This is a genomic window from Bacillus sp. 275 (assembly GCF_001999205.1).
Classification (GTDB): domain Bacteria; phylum Bacillota; class Bacilli; order Bacillales; family Bacillaceae; genus Bacillus; species Bacillus velezensis.
Genome location: NZ_CP019626.1, coordinates 2,466,080 through 2,487,853 on the forward strand (window position 1 = coordinate 2,466,080; position 21,774 = coordinate 2,487,853).

23 protein-coding genes are annotated in these 21,774 nt (G+C 48.0%); 17 read left to right on the plus strand and 6 right to left on the minus strand.

What is annotated here, in order from left to right; translation table 11 throughout:
* Nucleotides 1–251 precede the first annotated feature (251 nt).
* The 3 genes from BZ167_RS11960 (at nt 252) to BZ167_RS11970 (ending at nt 3,796) form a co-directional block, all read left to right on the plus strand.
* The gene (locus BZ167_RS11960; RefSeq protein ID WP_012118644.1) at nt 252–818 is read left to right on the plus strand and encodes an isochorismatase family protein; all 567 of its coding nucleotides are present in this window, start codon (nt 252–254) and stop codon (nt 816–818) included.
* Entirely contained in the window at nt 815–2,179 is a 1,365-nt protein-coding gene (locus BZ167_RS11965) for an MFS transporter (protein ID WP_061890869.1), read from the plus strand. The genes BZ167_RS11960 and BZ167_RS11965 overlap by 4 nt, the downstream gene beginning before the upstream one ends.
* Before the next feature lie 162 nt (nt 2,180–2,341).
* The gene (locus BZ167_RS11970) at nt 2,342–3,796 is read left to right on the plus strand and encodes an NCS1 family nucleobase:cation symporter-1 (RefSeq protein WP_061860944.1); all 1,455 of its coding nucleotides are present in this window, start codon (nt 2,342–2,344) and stop codon (nt 3,794–3,796) included.
* A 35-nt stretch (nt 3,797–3,831) separates the two neighbouring features.
* Here the strand turns inward: BZ167_RS11970 and BZ167_RS11975 are convergent, their stop codons facing one another.
* Together BZ167_RS11975 and BZ167_RS11980 are read right to left on the minus strand one after the other, a co-directional pair.
* The gene (locus tag BZ167_RS11975) at nt 3,832–5,028 is read right to left on the minus strand and encodes an MFS transporter (RefSeq protein WP_012118641.1); all 1,197 of its coding nucleotides are present in this window, start codon (nt 5,026–5,028) and stop codon (nt 3,832–3,834) included.
* Between the two features lie 24 nt (nt 5,029–5,052).
* Nucleotides 5,053–5,466: a MarR family winged helix-turn-helix transcriptional regulator gene (locus BZ167_RS11980; RefSeq protein WP_007407562.1), complete on the minus strand. Its 414-nt coding sequence runs from the start codon at nt 5,464–5,466 to the stop codon at nt 5,053–5,055.
* 331 nt (nt 5,467–5,797) lie between these two features.
* Here BZ167_RS11980 and spoIIID point away from each other — a divergent pair, with 331 nt between their 5' ends.
* From spoIIID to BZ167_RS12000, 4 genes are all read left to right on the plus strand, one after another.
* Nucleotides 5,798–6,079 (plus strand): sporulation transcriptional regulator SpoIIID, encoded by a 282-nt coding sequence (spoIIID, locus tag BZ167_RS11985; RefSeq protein WP_003151236.1) that lies wholly within the window; start codon nt 5,798–5,800, stop codon nt 6,077–6,079.
* A 180-nt stretch (nt 6,080–6,259) separates the two neighbouring features.
* On the plus strand, nt 6,260–7,261 hold the full coding sequence (gene mbl / locus BZ167_RS11990) for a cell shape-determining protein Mbl (RefSeq protein ID WP_003151237.1): 1,002 nt from the start codon (nt 6,260–6,262) through the stop codon (nt 7,259–7,261).
* A gap of 158 nt (nt 7,262–7,419) precedes the next feature.
* On the plus strand, nt 7,420–8,217 hold the full coding sequence (locus tag BZ167_RS11995; protein ID WP_007614310.1) for a flagellar hook-basal body complex protein FlhO: 798 nt from the start codon (nt 7,420–7,422) through the stop codon (nt 8,215–8,217).
* A 24-nt stretch (nt 8,218–8,241) separates the two neighbouring features.
* Nucleotides 8,242–9,063 (plus strand): flagellar hook-basal body protein, encoded by an 822-nt coding sequence (locus BZ167_RS12000; RefSeq protein WP_064108111.1) that lies wholly within the window; start codon nt 8,242–8,244, stop codon nt 9,061–9,063.
* Nucleotides 9,064–9,080: 17 nt separating this feature from the next.
* Here BZ167_RS12000 and BZ167_RS12005 read toward each other — a convergent pair whose 3' ends face one another.
* On the minus strand, nt 9,081–10,145 hold the full coding sequence (locus tag BZ167_RS12005) for a tetratricopeptide repeat protein (protein WP_015418396.1): 1,065 nt from the start codon (nt 10,143–10,145) through the stop codon (nt 9,081–9,083).
* Between the two features lie 195 nt (nt 10,146–10,340).
* Between BZ167_RS12005 and fabZ the strand changes: the two genes are divergently transcribed.
* On the plus strand, nt 10,341–10,766 hold the full coding sequence (fabZ, locus tag BZ167_RS12010; protein ID WP_003151242.1) for a 3-hydroxyacyl-ACP dehydratase FabZ: 426 nt from the start codon (nt 10,341–10,343) through the stop codon (nt 10,764–10,766).
* Between the two features lie 55 nt (nt 10,767–10,821).
* On the plus strand, nt 10,822–11,217 hold the full coding sequence (gene mscL / locus BZ167_RS12015; protein WP_015418395.1) for a large conductance mechanosensitive channel protein MscL: 396 nt from the start codon (nt 10,822–10,824) through the stop codon (nt 11,215–11,217).
* 47 nt (nt 11,218–11,264) lie between these two features.
* On the opposite strand, the gene BZ167_RS12020 is transcribed toward mscL, so the two are convergent.
* Entirely contained in the window at nt 11,265–11,675 is a 411-nt protein-coding gene (locus BZ167_RS12020; protein ID WP_012118638.1) for a YwpF-like family protein, read from the minus strand.
* A gap of 172 nt (nt 11,676–11,847) precedes the next feature.
* Here BZ167_RS12020 and BZ167_RS12025 point away from each other — a divergent pair, with 172 nt between their 5' ends.
* The 4 genes from BZ167_RS12025 to BZ167_RS12040 all read left to right on the plus strand — a co-directional run bounded on the left by BZ167_RS12025 (nt 11,848) and on the right by BZ167_RS12040 (nt 14,486).
* Complete coding sequence (locus BZ167_RS12025; protein ID WP_003151247.1) at nt 11,848–12,201, plus strand: hypothetical protein; 354 nt, start codon at nt 11,848–11,850, stop codon at nt 12,199–12,201.
* A 97-nt stretch (nt 12,202–12,298) separates the two neighbouring features.
* On the plus strand, nt 12,299–12,640 hold the full coding sequence (locus tag BZ167_RS12030; RefSeq protein WP_007407557.1) for a single-stranded DNA-binding protein: 342 nt from the start codon (nt 12,299–12,301) through the stop codon (nt 12,638–12,640).
* Nucleotides 12,641–12,849: 209 nt separating this feature from the next.
* Complete coding sequence (locus tag BZ167_RS12035; protein ID WP_015418394.1) at nt 12,850–13,632, plus strand: transcriptional regulator GlcR; 783 nt, start codon at nt 12,850–12,852, stop codon at nt 13,630–13,632.
* The gene (locus tag BZ167_RS12040) at nt 13,629–14,486 is read left to right on the plus strand and encodes a Cof-type HAD-IIB family hydrolase (RefSeq protein WP_053573987.1); all 858 of its coding nucleotides are present in this window, start codon (nt 13,629–13,631) and stop codon (nt 14,484–14,486) included. Before BZ167_RS12035 ends, BZ167_RS12040 begins: the two co-directional genes overlap by 4 nt.
* A 112-nt stretch (nt 14,487–14,598) precedes the next feature.
* On the opposite strand, the gene BZ167_RS12045 is transcribed toward BZ167_RS12040, so the two are convergent.
* Entirely contained in the window at nt 14,599–17,373 is a 2,775-nt protein-coding gene (locus BZ167_RS12045; RefSeq protein ID WP_061890868.1) for a DEAD/DEAH box helicase, read from the minus strand.
* On the minus strand, nt 17,360–18,970 hold the full coding sequence (locus BZ167_RS12050; RefSeq protein WP_015418391.1) for an SWIM zinc finger family protein: 1,611 nt from the start codon (nt 18,968–18,970) through the stop codon (nt 17,360–17,362). Before BZ167_RS12050 ends, BZ167_RS12045 begins: the two co-directional genes overlap by 14 nt.
* 203 nt (nt 18,971–19,173) lie before the next feature.
* Between BZ167_RS12050 and BZ167_RS20140 the strand changes: the two genes are divergently transcribed.
* The 4 genes from BZ167_RS20140 (at nt 19,174) to BZ167_RS12070 (ending at nt 21,765) form a co-directional block, all read left to right on the plus strand.
* The gene (locus tag BZ167_RS20140) at nt 19,174–19,317 is read left to right on the plus strand and encodes a YwzD family small protein (protein ID WP_003151259.1); all 144 of its coding nucleotides are present in this window, start codon (nt 19,174–19,176) and stop codon (nt 19,315–19,317) included.
* Nucleotides 19,318–19,532: 215 nt separating this feature from the next.
* Nucleotides 19,533–20,279: a protein-tyrosine kinase activator TkmA gene (locus BZ167_RS12060; RefSeq protein ID WP_015418390.1), complete on the plus strand. Its 747-nt coding sequence runs from the start codon at nt 19,533–19,535 to the stop codon at nt 20,277–20,279.
* On the plus strand, nt 20,266–20,955 hold the full coding sequence (locus tag BZ167_RS12065; RefSeq protein ID WP_012118633.1) for a CpsD/CapB family tyrosine-protein kinase: 690 nt from the start codon (nt 20,266–20,268) through the stop codon (nt 20,953–20,955). Before BZ167_RS12060 ends, BZ167_RS12065 begins: the two co-directional genes overlap by 14 nt.
* Nucleotides 20,956–21,000: 45 nt before the next feature.
* The gene (locus BZ167_RS12070; protein ID WP_015418388.1) at nt 21,001–21,765 is read left to right on the plus strand and encodes a tyrosine-protein phosphatase; all 765 of its coding nucleotides are present in this window, start codon (nt 21,001–21,003) and stop codon (nt 21,763–21,765) included.
* Nucleotides 21,766–21,774: the final 9 nt, after the last annotated feature.

Genomic DNA, 21,774 nt, shown 5'->3' on the forward strand with positions numbered 1-21,774 from the left:
TTGTATTCCTCCGTCTCATTCAGAATGTAATTGTGATTAATTCATTATTATAGAGAAAAAAGAACGATAAAACATTTTTATGTAAGGTTATCTGACATGGTTTTTTGCGTTCATAATGCTGCTTTTTCAAATGGGTGTCGTGCGACTTTATATCCATAAAAAGAGCGCCGGAGCACGGCGTAAGAAATCCTGTCCGGGAAAGAGTAAAATAAACGGGGTGAGAAACACTAACTGCATCAGGAGGAATCATTATGACAACATCATTAAATCTGCAATTTGAAAAAACGGCTTTGGTCCTTATTGATTTACAAAAAGGCATTGTGCCGATTGATAAAAGCGGTACCGTTGTGCCGAACGCGAAAAAATTAATTGATGTGTTCCGGGAAAAAGGCGGATTTATCAGCTTTGTGAACGTGGATTTTCATGACGGAGCGGATGCGCTGAAGCCGCTGACGGATGAAGAGGCGGCGGGCCATTCGGCTCCGCCGGCGGATTGGGCTGAATTTGTGCCTGACATCGGAGTGAAAGAAAACGATTATACGGTAACAAAACGGCAGTGGGGCGCGTTTTTCGGCACGGACCTGGACCTTCAGCTCAGAAGACGGGGAATCGACACGATTGTGTTATGCGGGATTGCGACAAACATCGGTGTGGAAAGCACGGCGCGAGAAGCTTTTCAGCTTGGGTATCAGCAAGTTTTCGTAACTGACGCGATGGCGACATTCAGCGATGAACAGCACGAAGCGACACTCAAGTTTATCTTCCCGAAAATCGGCAGAAGCCGGACGACGGAAGAATTTATCGCACAGACAAAATGACAATCTCCAAAAAAAGCCGCGTCCTGTTTTTGACGGCCGTGGCTTCGGGGACGATGCTGAACCCATTGAACTCGTCGATGATTTCTCTTGCGCTTCACAGTATTCAGCATGAATTTCACCTGTCGTTTACAACGGTGTCCTGGCTGATATCGTCCTTTTATCTGGCCAGCGCGGTGGCGCAGCCTGTTACCGGGAAGCTCGGTGATATGCTCGGCAGGAAGAAGCTGTTTTTGATCGGGCTTCTGCTTGTTGCCGTCTCGGCGGTCGGCGCGCCGTTTGCGCCGACTTTTATGACTTTGCTGATCATGCGGCTTTTTCAATCGATCGGAAGCAGCGCGATATATCCGTCCGGCGTCGGATTGATCCGTTCAAATATACGGGAGAAGCAGGCTTCGGCGCTGGCCGTCCTGTCAATCTTTGCATCAGCCATGACGGCGCTCGGTCCGACTCTCGGCGGTTTTCTGATCGTTTGGGGAGGGTGGCCGGCAATCTTTTTTGTCAATCTGCCGTTTATCATTCTCAGCTTTTTTCTCGGAATGTATATGTTTCCGAAAGATAAAAAACGCGAGATCGGCGGCTTGAAAGGCGTGCTCCGCCAGCTTGATACGATCGGGATACTTCTGTTTGCCGGAGCGATTATCCTTCTCCTGTCGTTTTTATTGTCCTTCAGTACGAAGCCTCACTATACAGAAGGCGTATTCGGGCTTTTGTTTGTCGGGCTGTTTATCTGGCGCGAGCTGAAAACAGAGAAGCCGTTTATTGATGTCAGGCTGTTTAAAACGCACCGGAAACTATCGTCGGTGTATATTCAATTTATTTTGCTGAATATATTCTTTTACTGCATCTTTTTCGGGCTTCCGAGCTATTTTCAGGATGAAATGCATTTGTCCGTTCAGACAAGCGGGTTGATTATGCTGTTTATGTCGGGCATGAGTATTCTGGTGTCGCCTCTGACCGGAAAATGGATAGATAAGAAAGGGCTTCTTCAGCCGATTGTTGCCGGAACCTGCCTGACCGCGATCGGAGCGGTGCTGTTAACGTTTTTCTTTCTTCAGGCGCCCATGATAGGAAAAGGGCTGATCCTGTCCGTGCTGGGTGTCGGCTACGGCTTCGGAAATGTCACGTTTCAGGCGGCCATGCTGAAAACGAGCCCCGCCGACATGGCCGGAACAACGTCCGGCCTGTTTCAGACCTGCCGGTATCTCGGTTCGATTTTGTCTTCTGTCATTTTGGGCATTCTTTTCGGAAAAGAAATTACCGCAGGCCATTTTCATATGCTTGGGACGATTCTTATCGTTGTCGGCGCCGTAAGCCTTTTGGTGGCGTTCCGGTTTTCGGTTCTCCTCAAAAAAGCCTCTTAACGGGCGCAACAAAAAGAGACGGGCTCTCCCCGTCTCTTTTTTGTGTAATGTGCTCAAAAATCAAAACGATTATTGTCGACAGCGACCAATGTTATTTACGGAATTTTCAGTTATATTTTTTCACATGTGATGTAAGGAAAACGTACATGCGGGAGGGAGAAAATGAAAAAAACAACGAGTGATCGGCTAAGCAACAAAGATTTACTGCCTTTAGAAGACGGCGAACGGACATGGAAAGCGGTGAATTTTGCATCCATTTGGATGGGCTGTATTCATAATATCCCGACCTATGCGACTGTGGGCGGGCTCATTGCGATCGGCCTTTCTCCGTGGCAGGTGCTCGCCATTATCGTGACGGCGTCACTGATTTTGTTCGCCGCTTTGGCCTTGAACGGCCATGCCGGAACGAAATACGGCCTGCCTTTTCCGGTCATTATCAGGGCTTCTTACGGAATATACGGCGCTAACATTCCGGCGCTTCTCAGGGCGTTTACAGCCATTATGTGGCTCGGAATTCAAACATTTGCCGGGAGCACGGCTTTGCACATTCTGCTTTTGAACATATGGCCGGGCTGGGGGAGTCTCGGCGGAGATTGGAATATATTCGGGCTTCATCTGCCGGGCTTTCTGTCGTTCATTTTCTTTTGGGGCATTCATCTGCTTGTACTGCGGCACGGCATGGAATCGATCAAAAAATTTGAAGTGTGGGCGGGCCCGCTTGTTTATCTCGTCTTCGGCGGCATGGTCTGGTGGGCGATAGATATTGCCGGCGGGCTCGGGCCGATTTACTCACAGCCGGGAAAGTTCCACACCTTTTCTGAAACGTTTTGGCCGTTTGCCGCCGGAGTGACGGGCATTATCGGAATATGGGCGACGCTGATTCTGAATATCCCTGACTTCACCCGGTTCGCCGCGTCGCAAAAAGAACAGATTCGCGGCCAGTTTTACGGGCTGCCGGGAACGTTTGCGCTGTTCGCGTTTGCAAGCATCACGGTGACATCCGGATCACAGGTAGCATTCGGAGAACCGATTTGGGATGTGGTGGAGATTTTGGCCCGGTTTGATAATCCTTTCGTTATCGCTCTTTCGGTCATCACACTTTGCATCGCCGCCGTCTCGGTTAACGTGGCGGCAAACATCGTGTCACCGGCCTATGACTTGGCGAATGTCCTGCCGAAGTATATTACATTCAGGAGGGGAGGGTATTTGGCCGCCGTTTTGGCTCTGTTCACAATACCGTGGAAGCTGATGGAGAGCGCCACGAATGTTTATGCGTTTCTCGGGCTCATCGGCGGGATGCTCGGACCGGTGGCCGGGGTGATGATGGCTGATTATTTTATCATCAGAAAAAGGCAGCTCTCAGTTGAAGACCTTTATTCGGAAACCGGACAGTACACTTATTACAAAGGCTATAATTACCGGGCCTTTGCCGCGACTTTTCTCGGCGCGTTTATTTCTTTAATCGGGATGTACGTCCCGGCGTTCGCCGGCATCTATGATATCTCCTGGTTTGCGGGTGTCATTTTGTCATGTCTCGGTTATACGGCGCTTATGTATATTCATCCTCCTTATGTAAAAGCGGCGGGACGAATCGTGCGGGAAAGAGCGGCCGAATAAAAAAAGCCGGGGGCTGCCCCCGGCTTTTTGTCATATCAGTCTGCGATTGAAACGTTTCCGTCCGCTTCAAGCGGCGTTCTTTTTTTCTGGCTCCAGCCATACAGGAGTAAAGCAATCAGGACGAACAGCCCCGCTGCCAGATAAATCGAATGGAATCCGGCCGAAGCGACGAAGAGGCCGAATACATAGGACCCGCCGGCAATCCCGCTGTCAAAGAAAGTGAAGAAGGTAGCCGTCGCAAAGCCTGAACGGTGTCCGGGCGAGTTCTGAATCGCCAGTGTCTGCATACAAGGTACGATAGAGCCGTATCCGAGACCGATTACGGCACCGGACAAGAGAAGCATGAGGGCGCTGTTTGTCATCGCCAGCATGCAAAGCCCCGCGGAGAACACGATAATCGACGGATAGATGACGATTCCCGGCCCCACTCTGTCAAACAGCTTTCCTGTGAAAGGACGGGCGGCCATCATCGTCACGGCGAAACAGACGAAGAAATAGCCGCTGACATCCAACAGGTGGATTGTCTTTGCATAAACGGATAAATATGAAGTCACACTTGAATAACAGAAAGAAATGGACAACCCGACAATCGCGATTTTAAGCGCGCCTTTTTCAAACATGTCGGAGAAAGAAAAACGGAAGACAGTCGTTCCGCTGTTGTTTTGATCCGGCACACGAATCATAAAAGCAATCAGCAAGCCTAAAGAAACAAATACGGCAAAAATCGTAAAGAAAACCGGGAACGAGATGACTTTCACAAGACTCAGCCCGAGAAAAGGACCGATCGCCATGGCAAGGTTCATAGACATCGCAAAATAACCGAGCCCCTCGCCGCGCCGCTTGGCGGGAATAATGTCAGCGGCAATTGCGCCCGTAACCGTCGTTAAAATGCTGAACCAGATGCCTTGGAAAAAACGCAGTCCGAGCAGCAGATAGAAATTGTGTAGCGGCAAATACAGATAAGAAGACAGGGCGAACAGCGCCAAGGATACAATCGTCATTCTTTTCTTGCCGAACCGTTCAATAATCGCCCCTGAAAAAGGACGGGTGATAATAGCAGATAACAGGAACAGGCTGATCAAAAGCCCTCCTTGCGATTCACTGCCGCCAAGCTCCTGAATCATATAGATAGGCAGCACGGCCAAAAATGTATAAAAGAACACAAAGACAAATAAATTCACGAGTACGACCATAATAAAATCTTTGGTCCAGATCGAGTCAGATTTACTCAAAAGTACAGCACTTCCCTTTCTTTTCTATTTCGTTAAAAACACATTCAGAAACTCAGAAAAAGCTTCCTTATCTCCATCTTGGAAATCCGCAAGCATGTCTTCCTCGAACTTCAGCATCTCTTGATTGATGCTGTCGTATTTCAATTCAGCTTCCTTCGTCAGGACGACGAGCTTTTCCCGCTTGTCTTCTCCCTGTTCCCGCTGAATCCAGCCGTTTTCTTCAAGGCGTTTGATCGTTCTGGTAACGGTCGGCGCCTCTACGTTCAGATAGGACCAGATTTCTTTTTGGGTCATCGGTCCGATCGTTTTTAAGCAATATAGGATTGACCATTGAGAGGAGTACAGGCCGAATGGTTCCAGCCGTTCATTGGCTTTCTTCGTAATCAGGCGGGCGCATTGATTGATTTGGTGAATGAGGCGTCTGTTGACGTGGATCATTTCCGTTCCCCTTTTCAAAAAACTTACCTAAGTAACTAATTGTGCTGTTTCATTCTACAGCAGGATCACGCGGATGTAAACCCCCCGACCAAAAAGCAGAAAATTATGACCCGCCCCTTGTCCTTATTGAGTTTTTAGCATATTCCCAATTCATTGCTAATACACTGTTACAAACCTATCAAAGAGAGTGTTTGAGGTGAGGGATCGTGGGCATATTTCTAAAACCTTCTTATATAATCGGACAACGAAGAAGCTGCATCATCAGTGAATCTGTTACAGAATACGGATCTCATTTCACACTTCTCACATCCAACTGGGGAGGTCGAGTGGTGTGCACGATTACATCAAAGAGCGAACAATCAAGATTGGCAAGTATATCGTGGAGACGAAAAAAACCGTTCGTGTCATTGCGAAAGAGTTTGGTGTTTCCAAAAGTACCGTACACAAAGATCTGACAGAGCGCCTGCCTGAAATCAATCCTGACTTGGCGAATGAAGTAAAAGAAATACTCGATTATCATAAATCCATCAGACATTTAAGAGGGGGAGAGGCGACGAAATTAAAGTACAAGAAGGATGAAATTCTTGAAGGGGAGCCCGTTCAGCAGCCGTAGCGCCTGACGTCTGCCGGGCCCTTTTTTCTCCTCCCGGGCGGTTTCGCGAATATCCGCAAAATTTTGTCAAGAACTTATATCGTTCAGCAGCTTTTTTTTGATAAATTATGATAATATATATAATTAGGGCACAATGTGGATATTTTACTGTGAAACAGATATCAAGGAGGATATAAATAGATGTTTGCAAGGGATATTGGAATTGACCTCGGTACTGCAAATGTACTGATCCATGTAAAAGGAAAAGGAATTGTTCTGAATGAGCCTTCCGTTGTGGCACTTGATAAAAACAGCGGCAAAGTGCTGGCTGTCGGTGAAGAAGCCAGACGAATGGTTGGACGTACACCTGGGAATATTGTTGCGATCCGTCCGCTGAAAGACGGCGTAATCGCAGACTTCGAAGTAACAGAAGCCATGCTGAAACATTTCATTAATAAGCTGAATGTAAAAGGACTTTTCTCAAAACCGCGCATGCTGATCTGCTGCCCGACGAATATTACATCCGTTGAGCAAAAAGCGATTAAAGAAGCAGCTGAAAAAAGCGGCGGAAAGCATGTGTACCTTGAAGAAGAACCGAAAGTTGCCGCTATCGGCGCGGGTATGGAAATCTTCCAGCCGAGCGGTAACATGGTTGTGGACATCGGAGGCGGTACGACAGATATCGCAGTTATTTCTATGGGCGATATTGTCACCTCCTCTTCTATTAAGATGGCTGGGGACAAGTTTGACATGGAAATCTTAAATTATATCAAACGCGAGTATAAGCTGCTGATCGGTGAACGTACCGCTGAAGATATTAAGGTGAAGGTCGCAACGGTTTTCCCAGACGCACGTCATGAAGAAATCACCATCCGCGGCCGTGACATGGTTTCCGGTCTGCCGAGAACGATTACAGTAAACAGCAAAGAAGTAGAAGAAGCCCTTCGTGAATCAGTTGCCGTCATTGTGCAGGCCGCCAAGCAGGTTCTTGAAAGAACACCGCCTGAATTGTCCGCTGACATCATCGACCGCGGCGTTATCATTACCGGCGGTGGAGCGCTGTTAAACGGGCTTGACCAGCTTCTTGCCGAAGAGCTGAGGGTGCCTGTTCTTGTCGCTGAGAACCCGATGGATTGTGTTGCGGTCGGAACCGGCGTCATGCTGGATAACATGGACAAGCTTCCAAAACGCAAACTGAGCTGATGATAAAACCTCATTCTGAAAAAGAATGGGGTTTTTTTTGTCAAACCCTTCACGAACGGGAATGTAAATCCGATAATAAGAAAAAATGCTGATTTTCATTATAGAACAAATGTTCCGGTGAGGCAACTGGAAATAATGCTATTTCAGAGGTGGAAGACTTGTTAAAAGGATTATATACCGCAACGTCCGCAATGATTACACAGCAGAGAAGAACGGAAATGCTGTCAAATAACATCGCAAACGCGAATACATCAGGGTACAAAGAGGATCAAGGTTCAATCCGCGCCTTTCCCGAGATGCTTCTGAGCCGAATAGAAGGCGACAAAAAAACGAAAATCGGCTCCGTCAACACAGGCGTATACATGCAGGAGCTGAAACCGTTGTTTACGCAGGGAAGCCTGAAAACGACCGATCAGCCGACGGATATCGCGCTTATGGAGAATCAGGTTCCCAAGAATGCCGAAACGAATGAAAACGCCGAGCTGTTTTATCCCGTCCAGACCGCAGGCGGCGTCCGCTATTCAAAAAGCAGCACTTTCTCATTAAATGAAAACAATCAGCTTACGATAAACGGAAACCTTGTGTTATCAACAAACGGACAGCCGATTACAGTCGACAATGAAAAATTCACCGTATCAGAAAACGGAACGGTCACGACAAACGGCCGGCCGGCGGGGCAGATTGATATCAGAATGGAAGAAGACGTGCGCAATCTGAAACGGGACGGCAATGACCTATACAGCACGGCCGACGGCTCTGAACTGCCGAGCGCGGCGGCGAATCCCCAAGTCTCGTATTCATTAAAGCAAGGCGTCTCGGAGCTTTCAAACGTGGACGTGACGAGCACGTATACAGAGATGACGGAAGCATACAGATCATTTGAAGCCAATCAGAAAGTCATTCAGGCTTACGATAAAAGCATGGATAAAGCCGCAAATGAAATCGGCAAAGTGTAACAAAATGGGGGACATTCAATTATGATGCTCAGATCAATGCTGACGGCTTCAACAGCCTTACATCAGCTTCAGCAGCAGATGGATACAGTCAGCAGCAACCTTTCAAACAGTGATACGACAGGCTATAAAGCGAGGGACTCCCGCTTTTCCGAGCTGATCAGACAGCAGTATGACCATATAGATGACAAAAAGGAAAATTCGCCGAACATGCGGAAAACGCCGCCCGGCCTGCGTCTCGGCGCCGGAACGGTGATGACTCCGCAGCTGGACTCAGGGCAGGGAAGCATCAAAAAAACCGACCGTGACCTTGATATCGCGTTCACATCACCTTATCAATATCTTCAGGCAGAAGCGGACGGACGGCGGGTGTATACAAGGGACGGCTCACTTTCCCTCAAGCCGGCCGGCGGAAATGACCGGCTGCTTCAGCTGATGACAGCGGGAGGCAATCCCATTCTCGATGAGAACGGTCAGCCCATACAAATTGACAGTTCGCTGACTCAGCTGAAAATCAGCAAAACCGGAACGCTGACTGCTTCAGACCAGGCGGGAACCCGTTCGCAGACGTTTAATCTCGGCATCGTCAATGTCAATAATCCTCAGGCGCTTCATGCGGAAGGGGATAATCTGTTTTCCGTAAACGGCGCGGGGGCTTCAGCGATTGAAGACCTTACCGGCGCAAACCGGCAGGCAATCGGCATGGAGCAGGGCGCGCTTGAAGGTTCAAATGTCGATATGTCAAAAGAAATGACCGGCTTAATCGTGTCTCAGCGTTCCTATCAGCTGAACAGCCGCACGATTACATTGGGAGACCAAATGCTGGGCTTAATCAACTCAGTCAGATAAAAGAAGGGGCGTTTTGATCAGCCGCGCATGATAAAAAATGCGGCTTTCTCAAAATCGCCCTTTTTTTTGTAGTAATCAGTAATATCCTGAAGCAGCACTTCCAAATCCACCCACGCTTCAATTTTCTGCAGCTCCAGCACGAGCTTCTGCAATCGGTCGTACGGGTCCTCCTGAGCGGTGTACAGTATGTTGAGCGCGGTCAGCTTCAATTTCATAATCTTGTTCTGCACTTTTTCAGATATGTATAAACCTTTCTGCAGCACGGTTTGTCCTTCGGCGGCAGATCCGGTTTTAAAAAGTGCTCTGACCGCTTCGTACACACAATGAAGGTAGGAAACGGGAGACTCTTTCTCGAAACGCTGATTGCCCAATACCTTTTTGTAAAAAGGGAGGGCCTCTTTATCTTTTTTCTGGGCGGTCTTTAAAAAACCAAAATTATAATAGGCGTGGCACAGCAGGTTATTGTCATTGATCCGGTCCGTTATCTTTATGGATTCATTGAAGAGCTGTTCTGCGTCGTCATAGCGTGCCTCGTCTATATAATTCACGGCGAGAAGCAGCCGGCAGCTGAGCGTTTTTTTGATGTAGCCGAATTCACCTTGATAGATTTCCAGCGCTTTATTGACATATTGAATGGAGAGCGCAGGCGACTTCATCATGTAATATGCACCCGCTGTTTTATAATAAAATTCAGCGGCTTCGAAACGGTCCTGAATGGCCGGCAGGTACTGTTCAGCTTCTTTAAAGCGGCAGACAGCACGGTTCGGAGCGCCATTCACCATATGGAATAACCCTTTGAAAAAATAGAAATAATAAGTTAATTCATGATCCATCTCATCTTTGCGCCGCTTCAGCTCGCAGAACAATTTAGTCAGACCGTCTTTTTTCTCAAACAGCAGCTGAAACCGTGCGAAAAACAGCTGATATCTGAGTTTGAGCTTTGCGTTCTTTTGTAATTTGGGGAGATGCTGATTGATTTGTTCGTGAAGGGAACGGGCTAGATCGAATTGGCGTTTTCCCATGGCGTCATACCACTCATTCAGCATCACCAGCGTACGTTTTTCAGTAAACTTAGCAATCATCTTCCAACCTCTTTGCATAGGGTAAAAATCTTTATTTATCATAACACATTAATGGACGAGGCTCATTGCCAGCTGGTTACAGTTTACAGCGCGGTTGAAAAAGAAATTGATTCATAATATACTTCCAAATGTACAGATTGGTTGCCACATATGCCTTCTATACATACTATTGTCGATGAAGGAGATGTCAAGAGAATGCTTGATACTCAGCAAATTAAAGAAATTATTCCCCATCGCTATCCGTTTCTTCTGGTAGACAGAATTACGGAAGTCGAAGAAGGAAAACGGGCGGCGGGATATAAAAATGTGACGGCGAATGAAGATTTTTTCAACGGCCATTTTCCTGAATACCCTGTTATGCCGGGCGTATTAATCGTAGAGGCTTTGGCGCAGGTCGGAGCGGTTGCGATGCTGATTAAAGAAGAAAACCGGGGCAGACTCGCATTTTTTGCGGGGATTGATAACTGCCGTTTCAAAAAGCAGGTAAAACCGGGTGACAAGCTGGAGCTTGAGGTTGATATTACCCGCGCGCGCGGTACGATCGGACGCGGCAAAGGCGTTGCCAAAGTTGACGGCGAGCTCGTGTGTGAAGCTGAATTAACTTTTGCGCTCGGAGAATAAAAGCAAACAAATGGGCTTATAAAAAGCCCATTTTGTATAGAAAGGGGTGAATGTGATGTGGTCAGAATTTAAAAGCTTTGCGATGCGGGGCAATATCATGGATCTGGCTATCGGTGTCGTCATCGGCGGCGCTTTCGGCAAAATCGTGACGTCGCTCGTTGAAGACATCATCATGCCGCTTGTCGGCCTGCTTCTTGGCGGTCTTGACTTTTCAGGGCTGGCCGTGACATTCGGCGATGCTCATATCAAGTACGGAAGCTTCATTCAAACGATTGTGAACTTCTTTATTATTTCATTTTCTATTTTTATCGTGATCCGCACAATAGGCAAGCTGAGACGTAAAAAAGAAGCAGAAGAAGAGGCTGAAGAAGCAGAAGACACAGATCAGCAGACAGAACTGCTGACTGAAATCAGAGATCTGCTGAAACAGCGGGCTCCTCACAATGACTAGGGCACAAAAAAAGGCTGGATGATTAACGTCCGGCCTTTTTCATATGATTATAATTTTTGTTTAAACGCTTCAATCAGCCGGCTGCCCGAGTAGCCTTCTTTCACGAGCGACTCCAGAATGCTTTCTGATCCGGGGTGATTTCTTGACACCATTTGACCGTAAATTAAAACTTGTATACTTCTTTCCAGCTCGACGATATTTTTGATGCTTCCCGTCAGCTGGGCGGGGCGGTTGCTTTTTTTCGTAATCGTTACAAACACCTTCGCTTCTTTCTGGCTTTTCATCAGCATGTCAAAAAAAGACAAGTGTTCGGCCGGGACCAGTGCTTCAATTAACCAATGATTTTCTCCGTCCTCTTTATTGATAATCAATCCGTCTAAAAGGGGAAACTGCTCAATCGGCTGATCGTCTTTATCTAAACGTTCCACATTCAGATCAACCAGTTTAAAGGTTTTCATCTCTTATTTTCACCCCTGTTGTCCATGTTTTTCGTTCATTTATTATAACACATATCATTTTTTCCGGGAAAATGCTGTAAGACATGCTTCATCATTTTTGTAGGCGGTCAACATTTAATCATTTCTATTTTTTCATTATAATGTAAAAGAATATGGTCATGGAGAGATGCTTATGAATCAATTGCGCCTGAAGGAAATCTATATAGAAGACGGTTCAAGGCGAAAAGACGATCATTCCTACTTGGTATGCAAAAAGGAAGATTGTGAGGTGCATCTTAACAGAAGGGGAAATGTCGTCTTTTTATATGAAACAAAAGACCGCATGGAACAGTATAAAATTCAGCTTTCACTGACTGATAAAAAGCTGAGTTTTTACTGGTTCGCATGGGACGGCGGAAAGTTTGTCCGCATGTTTGAGAAAGACTGGCTCAAAACGAAACTTTTCTCGCGGCTGCTCAAAAATACATATTACATAAGCGGTCAAAAACAAAAGTTTTTTTTATCAGAAAGAAAAACAAAAACATAAGAGCAGCCTGAACGAATAACGGCTTTATCCGCTTTTTGCTTTCACGAGCCCTTGTACTACAATGAAGCCAGCCTCGAAAAAGAGAGGAGGATACGGCTTGTTTAACCACGTTATGCTTGTCGGCCGGCTGACGAAAGACCCGGAGCTCCGTTTTACAGCAGCGGGCATTCCCGTCGCACATATTACGTTGGCGGTAAACCGCAATTTTAAAAGCGCGTCGGGTGAAACCGGAACCGACTTCGTCAACTGCACCATCTGGAGAAAAAACGCTGAAAACACGGCATTGTACTGCCAAAAAGGGTCAATGGTCGGTGTAAGCGGCAGAATCCAGACAAGAAGCTATGAAAAGACAGACGGCGTAAAAGTTTATGTGACCGAGGTCATGGCTGATACCGTTCGGTTTATGGATCAAAAACGGAAAGAGCCGCTGGCTGAATAGCATGTTTTTTCCTCGATTTCCCGCCTTTTTCAGCGGGCCCCGCAATACCTCCTTCCCACTCGCCAGTCGAAAGACTGGTTTTTTTGTGCGGGAGCTAAAAAATGGTTAAAAAGAAGTGATTTCGCTTATGAATACTTAAAAACATTGAATATATCGGGATAAAAACTTATAATTACTTACAGATAAGTGACGAAAAAGGGAATGAGGACGTGTATCAAGAAGAAAGACTGATTGCGATAATGGAATATTTGAAACAGCATCGGCGGATTACCGCTGAACAGATATGTTCGCTGCTTCATATTTCAAGAGATACCGCAAGAAGGGACCTTGTAAAGCTGAAAGAGCGCGGGGCCATTATCAGAACACGGGGCGGCGCGATTCTGCCGTCGGTGAATCAGGAAGTTCCGGGCTATTCGGGCCGGCTGAAAACCGTTTCTGAAGAGAAAAACAAAATCGGCAAGCTGGCCGCATCCCTGATCCATAAAGGAGACCGGATCATCCTGGACACTTCGACAACCGTGCAGGCCTGCGCGGAGCATTTAAATGTCACCGGCTGCACTGTTATTACAAATTCGATCAATCAGGCCGATATCCTTTCCGCAAAAGAGGGAATTGATATTCACCTGCTCGGCGGAAAGCTCCAGAAGGAACACCGGTTTTTATACGGGGCTTCCGTCGTAGAAAAACTGGGGGATTATCACGCCGATAAGGTGCTGATCGGCGTTGTCGGCATCTCGGAAAACGGCCTGACGATTCCGCATGAAGAAGACGGCATGGTAAAGCGTAAAATGATCCGACAGGCGGAACAGGTGATTGCGCTGAGCGATCACTCCAAGCTTGGCCGTACGAGTTTTTATCAGTATGCAGACCTGCACGAGGTTGACCTGCTGATTACCGATCAGCTGCCTGATCAGGATTTTTGCGATCTGCTCGACCGGCACGGCGTAGAATTGCTTGTAACTGAATCTGAAGAAGAGGATGAGGACATGTGAAACTGATTGCCATAGATCTGGACGGCACACTGCTGAACAGCAGTCATCAAGTAAGCGATGAAAATGAGCGGGCTTTAAGGGAAGCCCGGCAAGCGGGAATTGAAATCGTGGTTTCCACGGGACGCGCGCATTTTGACGTGCACTCCCTATTCGAACCGCTCGGCATAAAAACGTGGGTCATCAGCGCAAACGGAGCCGCCATTCATGCTCCTGACGGCAGCCTGTACCACTGTGATGCGATTGAAGAAACAAGAGCCCGCGGCATTTTGTCATGGCTTGAAGAGAATCAATATTACTATGAGGTGTTTACAAACAAAGCCATCTATACGCCTGAAACCGGCAGGCAGCTGCTCGATATCGAAATGGACCGGGTGAAAAGCGCCAATCCGGAAACCGATCTTTCCGTTTTGGAACAGGCGGCTTCAGTGCAATACAGCCAATCCGGCTTTGCTTACATTCATTCATACCGTGAGCTCTTTGAGAAAGAAGAGCATCTGGATTTTTATAATATTCTCGGATTTTCGTTTGATGAGCGGAAGCTGAAAGCGGGCTGGGACCGATTCAGCGGTCAGAAAGATCTCACCCTTGTCAGCTCTGCCGATCACAACTTCGAACTGGCGTCTCGAAACGCCTCTAAAGGGCAGGCGCTCAAACGGCTGGCGCAAAAGCTCGGCATTCCGATGGCTGAGACCGCCGCGGTCGGTGACAGCTTAAATGACTATTCAATGCTTCAGGCGGCCGGAAAAGGCATAGCGATGGGGAATGCGAGAGAAGATATTAAAGAGATCGCTGATGCCGTTACATTGACAAATGATCAAAACGGCGTTGCGCATATGATCAGGAATTTACTGTGAAAGGTATGGCGATACTGTTCATGACTGGCGTGACGCATTCATGGCAAATGCGGCGTAACAGTAAGGACGACATAAAAGACCGGCTCTTCTGAGAGAGCCGGCCTTTTTGCGTTTAATGTGATTGCGCCGATGCGCTGAGGGTGAATAGTTCTTCAAGCTCAGCGGATGACAGCTCGGTAATCCAATTTTCACTTTGGATAATCTGATCGTTCAGCGTTTGTTTCGTTTCAAGCATGGCATCAATTTTTTCTTCAATCGTTCCCGTCGTAATGAGTTTGTGAACGTGGACGAACCGTTCCTGGCCGATTCGGTAGGCGCGGTCGGTCGCCTGGTTTTCCACCGCCGGATTCCACCATCTGTCATAGTGAATGACATGATTGGCAGCCGTCAGGTTCAGGCCGGTTCCGCCCGCTTTCAGTGACAAAATCAGCGTCGGGTATTCTTTCTTTTGGAACCGTTCGACGAGAGAATCGCGTTCCTGCTTGGATAGGCTTCCGTTTAAAAACTGAACCGGTTCTCCGAATGTTTTTTCCAGGAGGCGCTTCATCATGTTGCCCATCTGAATGTATTGGGTGAAAATGAGGCAGCTTTCCCCTTGTCCGCGGATCACCGCCATTAAATCAAGCAGCTTTTCCAGTTTGACGGATCTCCCGTTTAACAGCTCTGTCTGTTCTTCCTTCAAATAGAGCGCAGGATGGTCGCATATTTGCTTCAAGCGGCCGAGCATGCTCAGAATCAGCGCTTTCCGCTGCATCCCGGTCAGAGAAGCCATATGTTCAAATGTATCTTTGACAAGCTGTTCATAAAGGGATGCCTGTTCGGCTGAGAGCGGGATAAACTCTTTTTGTTCCAGCTTGTCAGGAAGATTAAGCGCCACTTCTTCATCCCGTTTTGTCCGGCGCAGTAAAAACGGCCGGATTAACTGCTGAAGCTGGTTGATTCTTTTTTCGTCACGGTCTTTTTCAATCGGCAGCACATAGCGTTTATGAAAGCCGGTCAGACTGCCGAGATAGCCTTTGTTCATAAAATCAAAGATCGACCAAAGCTCTGTCAGGCGGTTTTCCATCGGTGTTCCGCTCAGCGCGATATGATGGACGCCTTTCAGCTTTCTGATCGCGCGGGACTGCTTCGTATGCGCGTTTTTAATATTTTGCGCTTCATCAAGGCAGATGGTGCTCCATGTCACGGAAGAAAGCTCTTCCTGATCGGCGTGCGAGAGCCCGTAAGAAGTAAGAACGACGTCCGCGTCCTGATAGGCCGGGACAAATGCTTCCCCCTTCGGCCGGCGGGGGCCGTAATGAAGCACGGCCTTCAGCTGCGGCGCGAAGGTCTGGAGCTCACGCTGCCAGTTGCCGAGCACCGATGTCGGCGCAATGATTAAGGCAGGCGCTTTTTGCCGGCCGCTTTCCTTCACATGGAGAAAATAAGCGATCATCTGAATCGTCTTTCCAAGTCCCATGTCATCTGCGAGACAGGCGCCGAAGCCGTTTTCCCGTAAAAACAGAAGCCAGTTCATGCCGTACATCTGATAAGGGCGGAGCTGGCCCTGAAACGCGGCGCTGACTTCATGCTCCGGCAGATCCCGGGCTTCCGTCAGTTTGCGGATCAGGCTTCTGAGCTGCTTTGATAATTCGATCTTGATCCCGGCAAATGCCGATGAGTCAATGATGTCCGTGTCCTCGGCTCCGCTTTCCCCGTGATCCATCAGTTCGCGCGCCAGCACGTCGGACATGTGAAGACCCTCAGATTCCGCTTTTTCCATCAGTTTTTTCATCTGTTTAATAAATTGCGGATCAATTTTCACCCATTGGCCGCGGATGTTGACGAGACGTCTGTTGTTTGCGACAAGCTCATTGAATTCATCCTCTGTCAGCTCAATCCCGTTTGTGGCGAATCTCCAGTTGAAATCAAGCAGGGCGTTCATGCCGACGAAGGATTCGCCCCGCGGGGAGGATGACACTTTCGCCTTGAGCATCATATTGCTGTCCCGGACAATCTGCCACCATGATGGGAGAAGAATCTCCACACCCATATCGACAAGCGTCTCACTCGCTTCCGATAAGAAGATCCAAGCCTCTTCTTCAGAAATCAGCGTCGTTCCTGAATCAAACGAAAGCCAGGGAACCGTTCTGCGGAAGCGGTCCTGTTCGCGCGCGATTTTTCCGCTGTATCCCTGCCACGCTTTTTTCAGTCCCTTCAGTCCGTCAAAAAAGGTGATGGAGCCGGTTTTTTTCTCACGTAAAAACATTTCGATTTTCCAGTCGTCACCGTCGAAATCAGGCTCGTTTAATCGGAGCCCGACGGTAAACGGCGTCAGATCGTCATGCCAGCCGATTCCCTCGAGAAAATCATCTTCATCCAAAAAGGAGCCTTTAAACGTATGAACGGCCGGCGAGCGGGTTTCGATCTGCCGCCATTTTTCCAGCAGGTCATCATTGTACTGAATGTAGTCCTGGACCGCGGCTGAGAACCAGTCTGCCGTAAAGCCTTCCAGCAAAAGCTCGCGGTCTTTGAAACGCAGGACGCCATTTTGCCAAGCCTCATAATCCGGAAGAAAATCGCCGTCGGCAATAAATTCGTATATCGTCGAAGCCGCTTCGATTAACGGTTCCGTTTCCTTTGTCAGCTGCACGGTGCTGAATGAATTGAACGAGTTTTTTCCGAGCAGCTCGACGGTCATCCACGGGCTGAGCAGAACGGCCGGGGTGCCGATGAAGCTGACGTCTTCAAGAAACGTTCCGTAAAAGGTGGACTCATGCCATTGGAACAAATGAGTCTTCATCTGACTGAGAGTAAGCGGCTGCTCCTTCTCATCATGGCTTGACAGCGTAAATGTCCAATCTTCCATTTGTTCTACATGAATGAAAATTTCCTTAAGACTCGCCATCAATCAACTTTCCTTTCTGCAATTCTTCTTGAAGGGCGCGCAGCCTCTTGTAGCTTGCGCTCAGCCGGCTGATATACCGCTCCCATACCTGCTGTTTTTTTGCCTTTTTATAAAGCGTCCGCAGTTTTTTCAGATGGCGCGCAGCCTCTTTATAGGCGCTGCGGTTTTTTTGGTCAATAAAAAAGGCCGCCGCCCGGTGATAGGAGGGGATGAGCGCTTCCGGATCACTGGCGGCAATTTCCTTCAGGATGTCCTTTTCGATTTCCCAGACGGAAAAACCGACGAGGCTGTGAATCTCCACCCACTCCGCGTACCGTCGCTTTTCATACAGGTACTGGCTGTATTCGGTAAAGGTATAGGGAAGGCAGCCGGAAGCAAACCGTTCAAACAGCTGATCATCCCGTGAGTGCCGCGCATAATCCGCCAATAGCGCAAACAGCTCTCCGATAATGTCGCGCATTTCTTTAAACGGCTTATCAAGCTTCGTATAGTTCACGGCAAGCGGCTCGATCCGGCCATACCATGCTTTCAGCCGTTTCCAGTCTTTTTTCGCGGTGAGTTCACCGAGCCATTGAAAGGTATACGGCAGCGCTTCAGGAGGGAAGCGGGACATATCTTGAAAGACCGCTTCATCATCTTTTTGCAAAAAGGCCAGATGAAGCCGTCCGAACCGCACTTCCGGCGAAAAACGCCGCCCGCTTTCCTGTGCGAGAATCTCCTGTTCACGCGCAACCCATTTCGGCCGGTTCAAAAGCGCGCTCCACATTTCACCGAATACCCGGAGGCGTTCGTATTGAAAAAGCTCTTCTTTCACAAGCAGTCTGCGGAGCACCGGGGGCGTCCGGTCTAAAAAAGGATCGAGTGAAAAAGACAAAGCGTACGTTTTCAGTCTGTCAATGGAGGAATAAATCGTATCCATCAGCTGTTCCACGTATGGATTGATGCTGTAATAATCTTTTTCGGCATCCAATCTGCCTGACTCAATCAAAGTGAACATGTGAAGCCAGACGGCAAGCGCCGAATGAATCTGATATAAGCTTTTAAGCTCGGGTTTTTTCGGGGCGTGTTTTTTGAGCGCTGACAAATAGCCGTAATAAAGGCCCTGCATCGTCTGGCTTCCGGCCGGCGTCCGCGCCTCCCACAGCGAGAATTCCGAATCAAAAAAAGCGAGCCAGCTTGACAGCGACTCTTCATTCGGCAGCACTTTTTCCTGAAACTGCCGGCGGACAAGCTCCCTGCTTTCCTCAAGCTTTTCTCTTTCCAGCCAATGTTCGGTAAAGGTACCGACCCGCTCGAATTGGGCATATACGTAAAGAAAAACGGCCAGCACGTGGCGGCAGATCGCCTCAGACGGGCATGCGCAGCCGCTTTTCACCATGAAAAATAAGTTCAGCGTGACCCTTACAGGCACAACATCCTGCACATATGCGGAAATCTCTGTCGGGGTTTGAACCTGTATACGATAGACGGAATCCTGCCGATATAAAATGAGTGCTTTCTTCATCAGCTGAACATTGTCTTCATTGTAAGGAAGAAGTTCTTTAAGCTGTTCAGCCGCTGCGAGCACATCTTCTTTAGCAATCATATCCTGAAGCATGATTATCGCTCCTAACGAGTCACAAAATAAAAAGATTCCAATTCCTCTATTATATCGCAACACATGGCCCGGAAAAAGTTTTTCCTAAAAAAGGACATAAAAACCCGAATGTGTCGAATGATGTATTAGAGATTGCAAAACAGCACCCGACAGCATATAATAATCTTGTTTTCAATTTAATGGAAGCCGAAAGGAAACGAATGATGAAGAAAACGAAGTTAGATCAAGAGGAGTTTCTGAAGATTTTAATGCATGCGCACGACATTGGTGAGCAGTCCTCTGAGATGACCACAAAAGAAATGCTTGAGAATTTGATTTCTTATATTAAAAATGGATATGCAACATAAAATCCCGCAGGCTCTTGGCCGCGGGATTTTTTAATCTTCCTGTGACACCAGTATTTAAAACGCTTACAAAAATAAAACAGATTGAAGTGATTGTCTATTTTTGTCGAATTTTGTCATTTGAAAAGGTTAGAAATGACAGTTTAAAGCTGTATAATCGTAATTGGAAAAGATCATTGGAGGGAATGGGAATACGCGGAAAGTGATATGGAGGTTATATGGGAGAATCGACAAGCATAAAGGAAATATTCGCAATACTGAGAAAGCGTCTGCTGTTTATACTTATTATTACCGCGGCGGCAACTGCCGCAGGCGGACTCATCAGTTTCTTCGCTCTTACGCCGGTCTATGAAAACTCAACTCAAATTTTGGTCAGCCAATCCAAAAACAATCAAAAAGAAGTCCAATTCAATGACGTTCAAACCAACCTCCAATTAATCAACACGTATAATGTCATCATCAAAAGCCCGGTCATCCTCGATGAGGTGATTAAACAGCTGCATCTGTCCATGACTTCGAAAGAGCTGGAATCGAAAATCACGGTGTCCAGCGAGCAGGATTCACAAGTCGTGACGATTGCCGTGCGGGATACGGATGCTAAGCGGGCGGCCGTTATGGCAAATGCGGTTGCAGCCGTTTTTCAGGACAAGATCACCGCCATTATGAACGTGGATAATGTCAGCATCCTTTCAAAGGCCGAAGCGGCGGACAGCCAGTCACCGGCAGAGCCTAACCGTAAGCTGAACATCGCGATTGCGTTTGCCGCCGGACTTTTGGGCGGAATCGGTCTCGCCTTTTTGCTGGAACATCTGGATAATACGATCAAATCGGAAGAACAGCTGGAATCGCTGCTCGGCATCCCGATCCTGGGAACGGTTACTTCAATCAGTACTAAAGACAGCGTTGCCAAAAACTTGAGGATGGCGGAAACCAAACAAGCGGGGGGCGGACATGTTGACGCGTAAAAAAGACAAACCCGGAAAACGAAGCGTGATTGCGATGTCTGAGCCGAAATCCATCAACTCAGAACAATATCGCACGATCCGCACAAACATTGAATTTTCTTCCGTTGATACGGAGGTGAAGTCCCTTTTGATCACATCCGCCGGTCCGGAAGAAGGAAAATCGACAACCGCGGCCAACCTTGCCGTCGTATTTGCACAGCAGGGGAAAAAAGTGCTTTTAATTGATGCGGATCTGCGCAAACCGACGGTTCATTTCACCTTCAAATTGGATAACGGAACCGGATTAACGTCGCTGCTGTTAAAACAGATGCCGTTTCAGAAAGCCGTCCTGCCGGCTGATGAAGCAAACCTGGATATTTTAACGAGCGGGCCGATCCCGCCCAATCCGGCGGAGCTTTTATCGACGGGTGCCATGAAAGATCTTCTGTCAGAAGCCGCCGAAGTTTATGATAAGGTGATTTTGGATACGCCTCCCGTTTTGGCCGTAGCCGATACGAAAATATTAGGCAGCTACACTGACGGGGCCATTATGGTGATCTCAAGCGGGAAAACGGACAAGGAAAAAGCGGCCAAGGCGAAAGAAGCGCTCGATTACTGCCCGTGCAAGCTCCTTGGGGCCGTGATGAACGGGAAGAAACAAACGAAACATTCGGACTACGCCTATTACGGACAATAATGTCATAATGGGCGCGGTCCATTCTTTTTAAGGAGGGATTGAAATATGATAGATATCCATTGTCACATCCTTCCTTCCATAGACGACGGCGCGGCGGATGATACAGAAAGCCTGAAGATGGCGAGAGAAGCGGTCAGACAGGGGATTGATACGATCATCGCGACGCCGCATCATGTGAAATACCGCTATGACACGGACAGGCATACGGTCAACGAAGCGGTCAGTCTGTTAAACAAACGTTTGAATAAGGAAGGCATTCCGCTGACTGTTCTGCCCGGCCAGGAAATCAGAATAGACGGAGATCTGCTGGCAGGTCTTCAAAGCGGCTCGCTTGTCCCGCTCCATAATACAAAGTATGTGCTGGCGGAATTTCCGGCGGATCATGTCCCGGCCTACGCTGAAAGGCTGTTTTATGAACTGCAGCTGAACGGATATGTCCCCGTCATCGCCCATCCGGAGCGGAACAGGGAAATTCGCGAAAACCCTTCCGTTCTATACAATCTTGTGAAGAAAGGCGCGGCCGCCCAAGTGACGGCCGGCTGCATTGCCGGAGCATTCGGGCGGAAAGCGAAATCCTTTTCGCTGCAGCTGATGGAAGCGAATTTGATTCACTTTCTCGCATCTGACGCCCATAATCTCGGCCCGAGAAATTTTTATTATCAGGAGGCGCTCGGCGTTCTGAAAAAAGAAGCAGGGGCGGAGCTTATTTACATGCTCACGGAAAATGCGGCGCTTCTCGCTGAAAACAAAGCCGTTTATAAGGAACCTCCGCTGCCTGTGGCCCGCCGTAAGCGCTGGGGTCTTTTTTAATCGTCGTCT

Excerpts from the sequence above, each read along its gene's own strand:
- BZ167_RS12000 (WP_064108111.1), top strand. The coding sequence starts at position 8,242 with ATGCTCAGATCAATGCTGACGGCTTCAACAGCCTTACATCAGCTTCAG.
- BZ167_RS12065 (WP_012118633.1), top strand. The coding sequence starts at position 20,266 with ATGTTGACGCGTAAAAAAGACAAACCCGGAAAACGAAGCGTGATTGCG.
- BZ167_RS11980 (WP_007407562.1), bottom strand. The coding sequence starts at position 5,466 with ATGATCCACGTCAACAGACGCCTCATTCACCAAATCAATCAATGCGCC.
- BZ167_RS12020 (WP_012118638.1), bottom strand. The coding sequence starts at position 11,675 with ATGAAAACCTTTAAACTGGTTGATCTGAATGTGGAACGTTTAGATAAA.
- mbl (WP_003151237.1), top strand. The coding sequence starts at position 6,260 with ATGTTTGCAAGGGATATTGGAATTGACCTCGGTACTGCAAATGTACTG.
- BZ167_RS12005 (WP_015418396.1), bottom strand. The coding sequence starts at position 10,145 with ATGATTGCTAAGTTTACTGAAAAACGTACGCTGGTGATGCTGAATGAG.
- BZ167_RS12045 (WP_061890868.1), bottom strand. The coding sequence starts at position 17,373 with ATGGCGAGTCTTAAGGAAATTTTCATTCATGTAGAACAAATGGAAGAT.
- BZ167_RS12070 (WP_015418388.1), top strand. The coding sequence starts at position 21,001 with ATGATAGATATCCATTGTCACATCCTTCCTTCCATAGACGACGGCGCG.
- BZ167_RS12050 (WP_015418391.1), bottom strand. The coding sequence starts at position 18,970 with ATGCTTCAGGATATGATTGCTAAAGAAGATGTGCTCGCAGCGGCTGAA.
- BZ167_RS11960 (WP_012118644.1), top strand. The coding sequence starts at position 252 with ATGACAACATCATTAAATCTGCAATTTGAAAAAACGGCTTTGGTCCTT.
- BZ167_RS11965 (WP_061890869.1), top strand. The coding sequence starts at position 815 with ATGACAATCTCCAAAAAAAGCCGCGTCCTGTTTTTGACGGCCGTGGCT.
- BZ167_RS11970 (WP_061860944.1), top strand. The coding sequence starts at position 2,342 with ATGAAAAAAACAACGAGTGATCGGCTAAGCAACAAAGATTTACTGCCT.
- BZ167_RS12060 (WP_015418390.1), top strand. The coding sequence starts at position 19,533 with ATGGGAGAATCGACAAGCATAAAGGAAATATTCGCAATACTGAGAAAG.
- BZ167_RS20140 (WP_003151259.1), top strand. The coding sequence starts at position 19,174 with ATGAAGAAAACGAAGTTAGATCAAGAGGAGTTTCTGAAGATTTTAATG.
- BZ167_RS12025 (WP_003151247.1), top strand. The coding sequence starts at position 11,848 with ATGAATCAATTGCGCCTGAAGGAAATCTATATAGAAGACGGTTCAAGG.
- fabZ (WP_003151242.1), top strand. The coding sequence starts at position 10,341 with ATGCTTGATACTCAGCAAATTAAAGAAATTATTCCCCATCGCTATCCG.
- mscL (WP_015418395.1), top strand. The coding sequence starts at position 10,822 with ATGTGGTCAGAATTTAAAAGCTTTGCGATGCGGGGCAATATCATGGAT.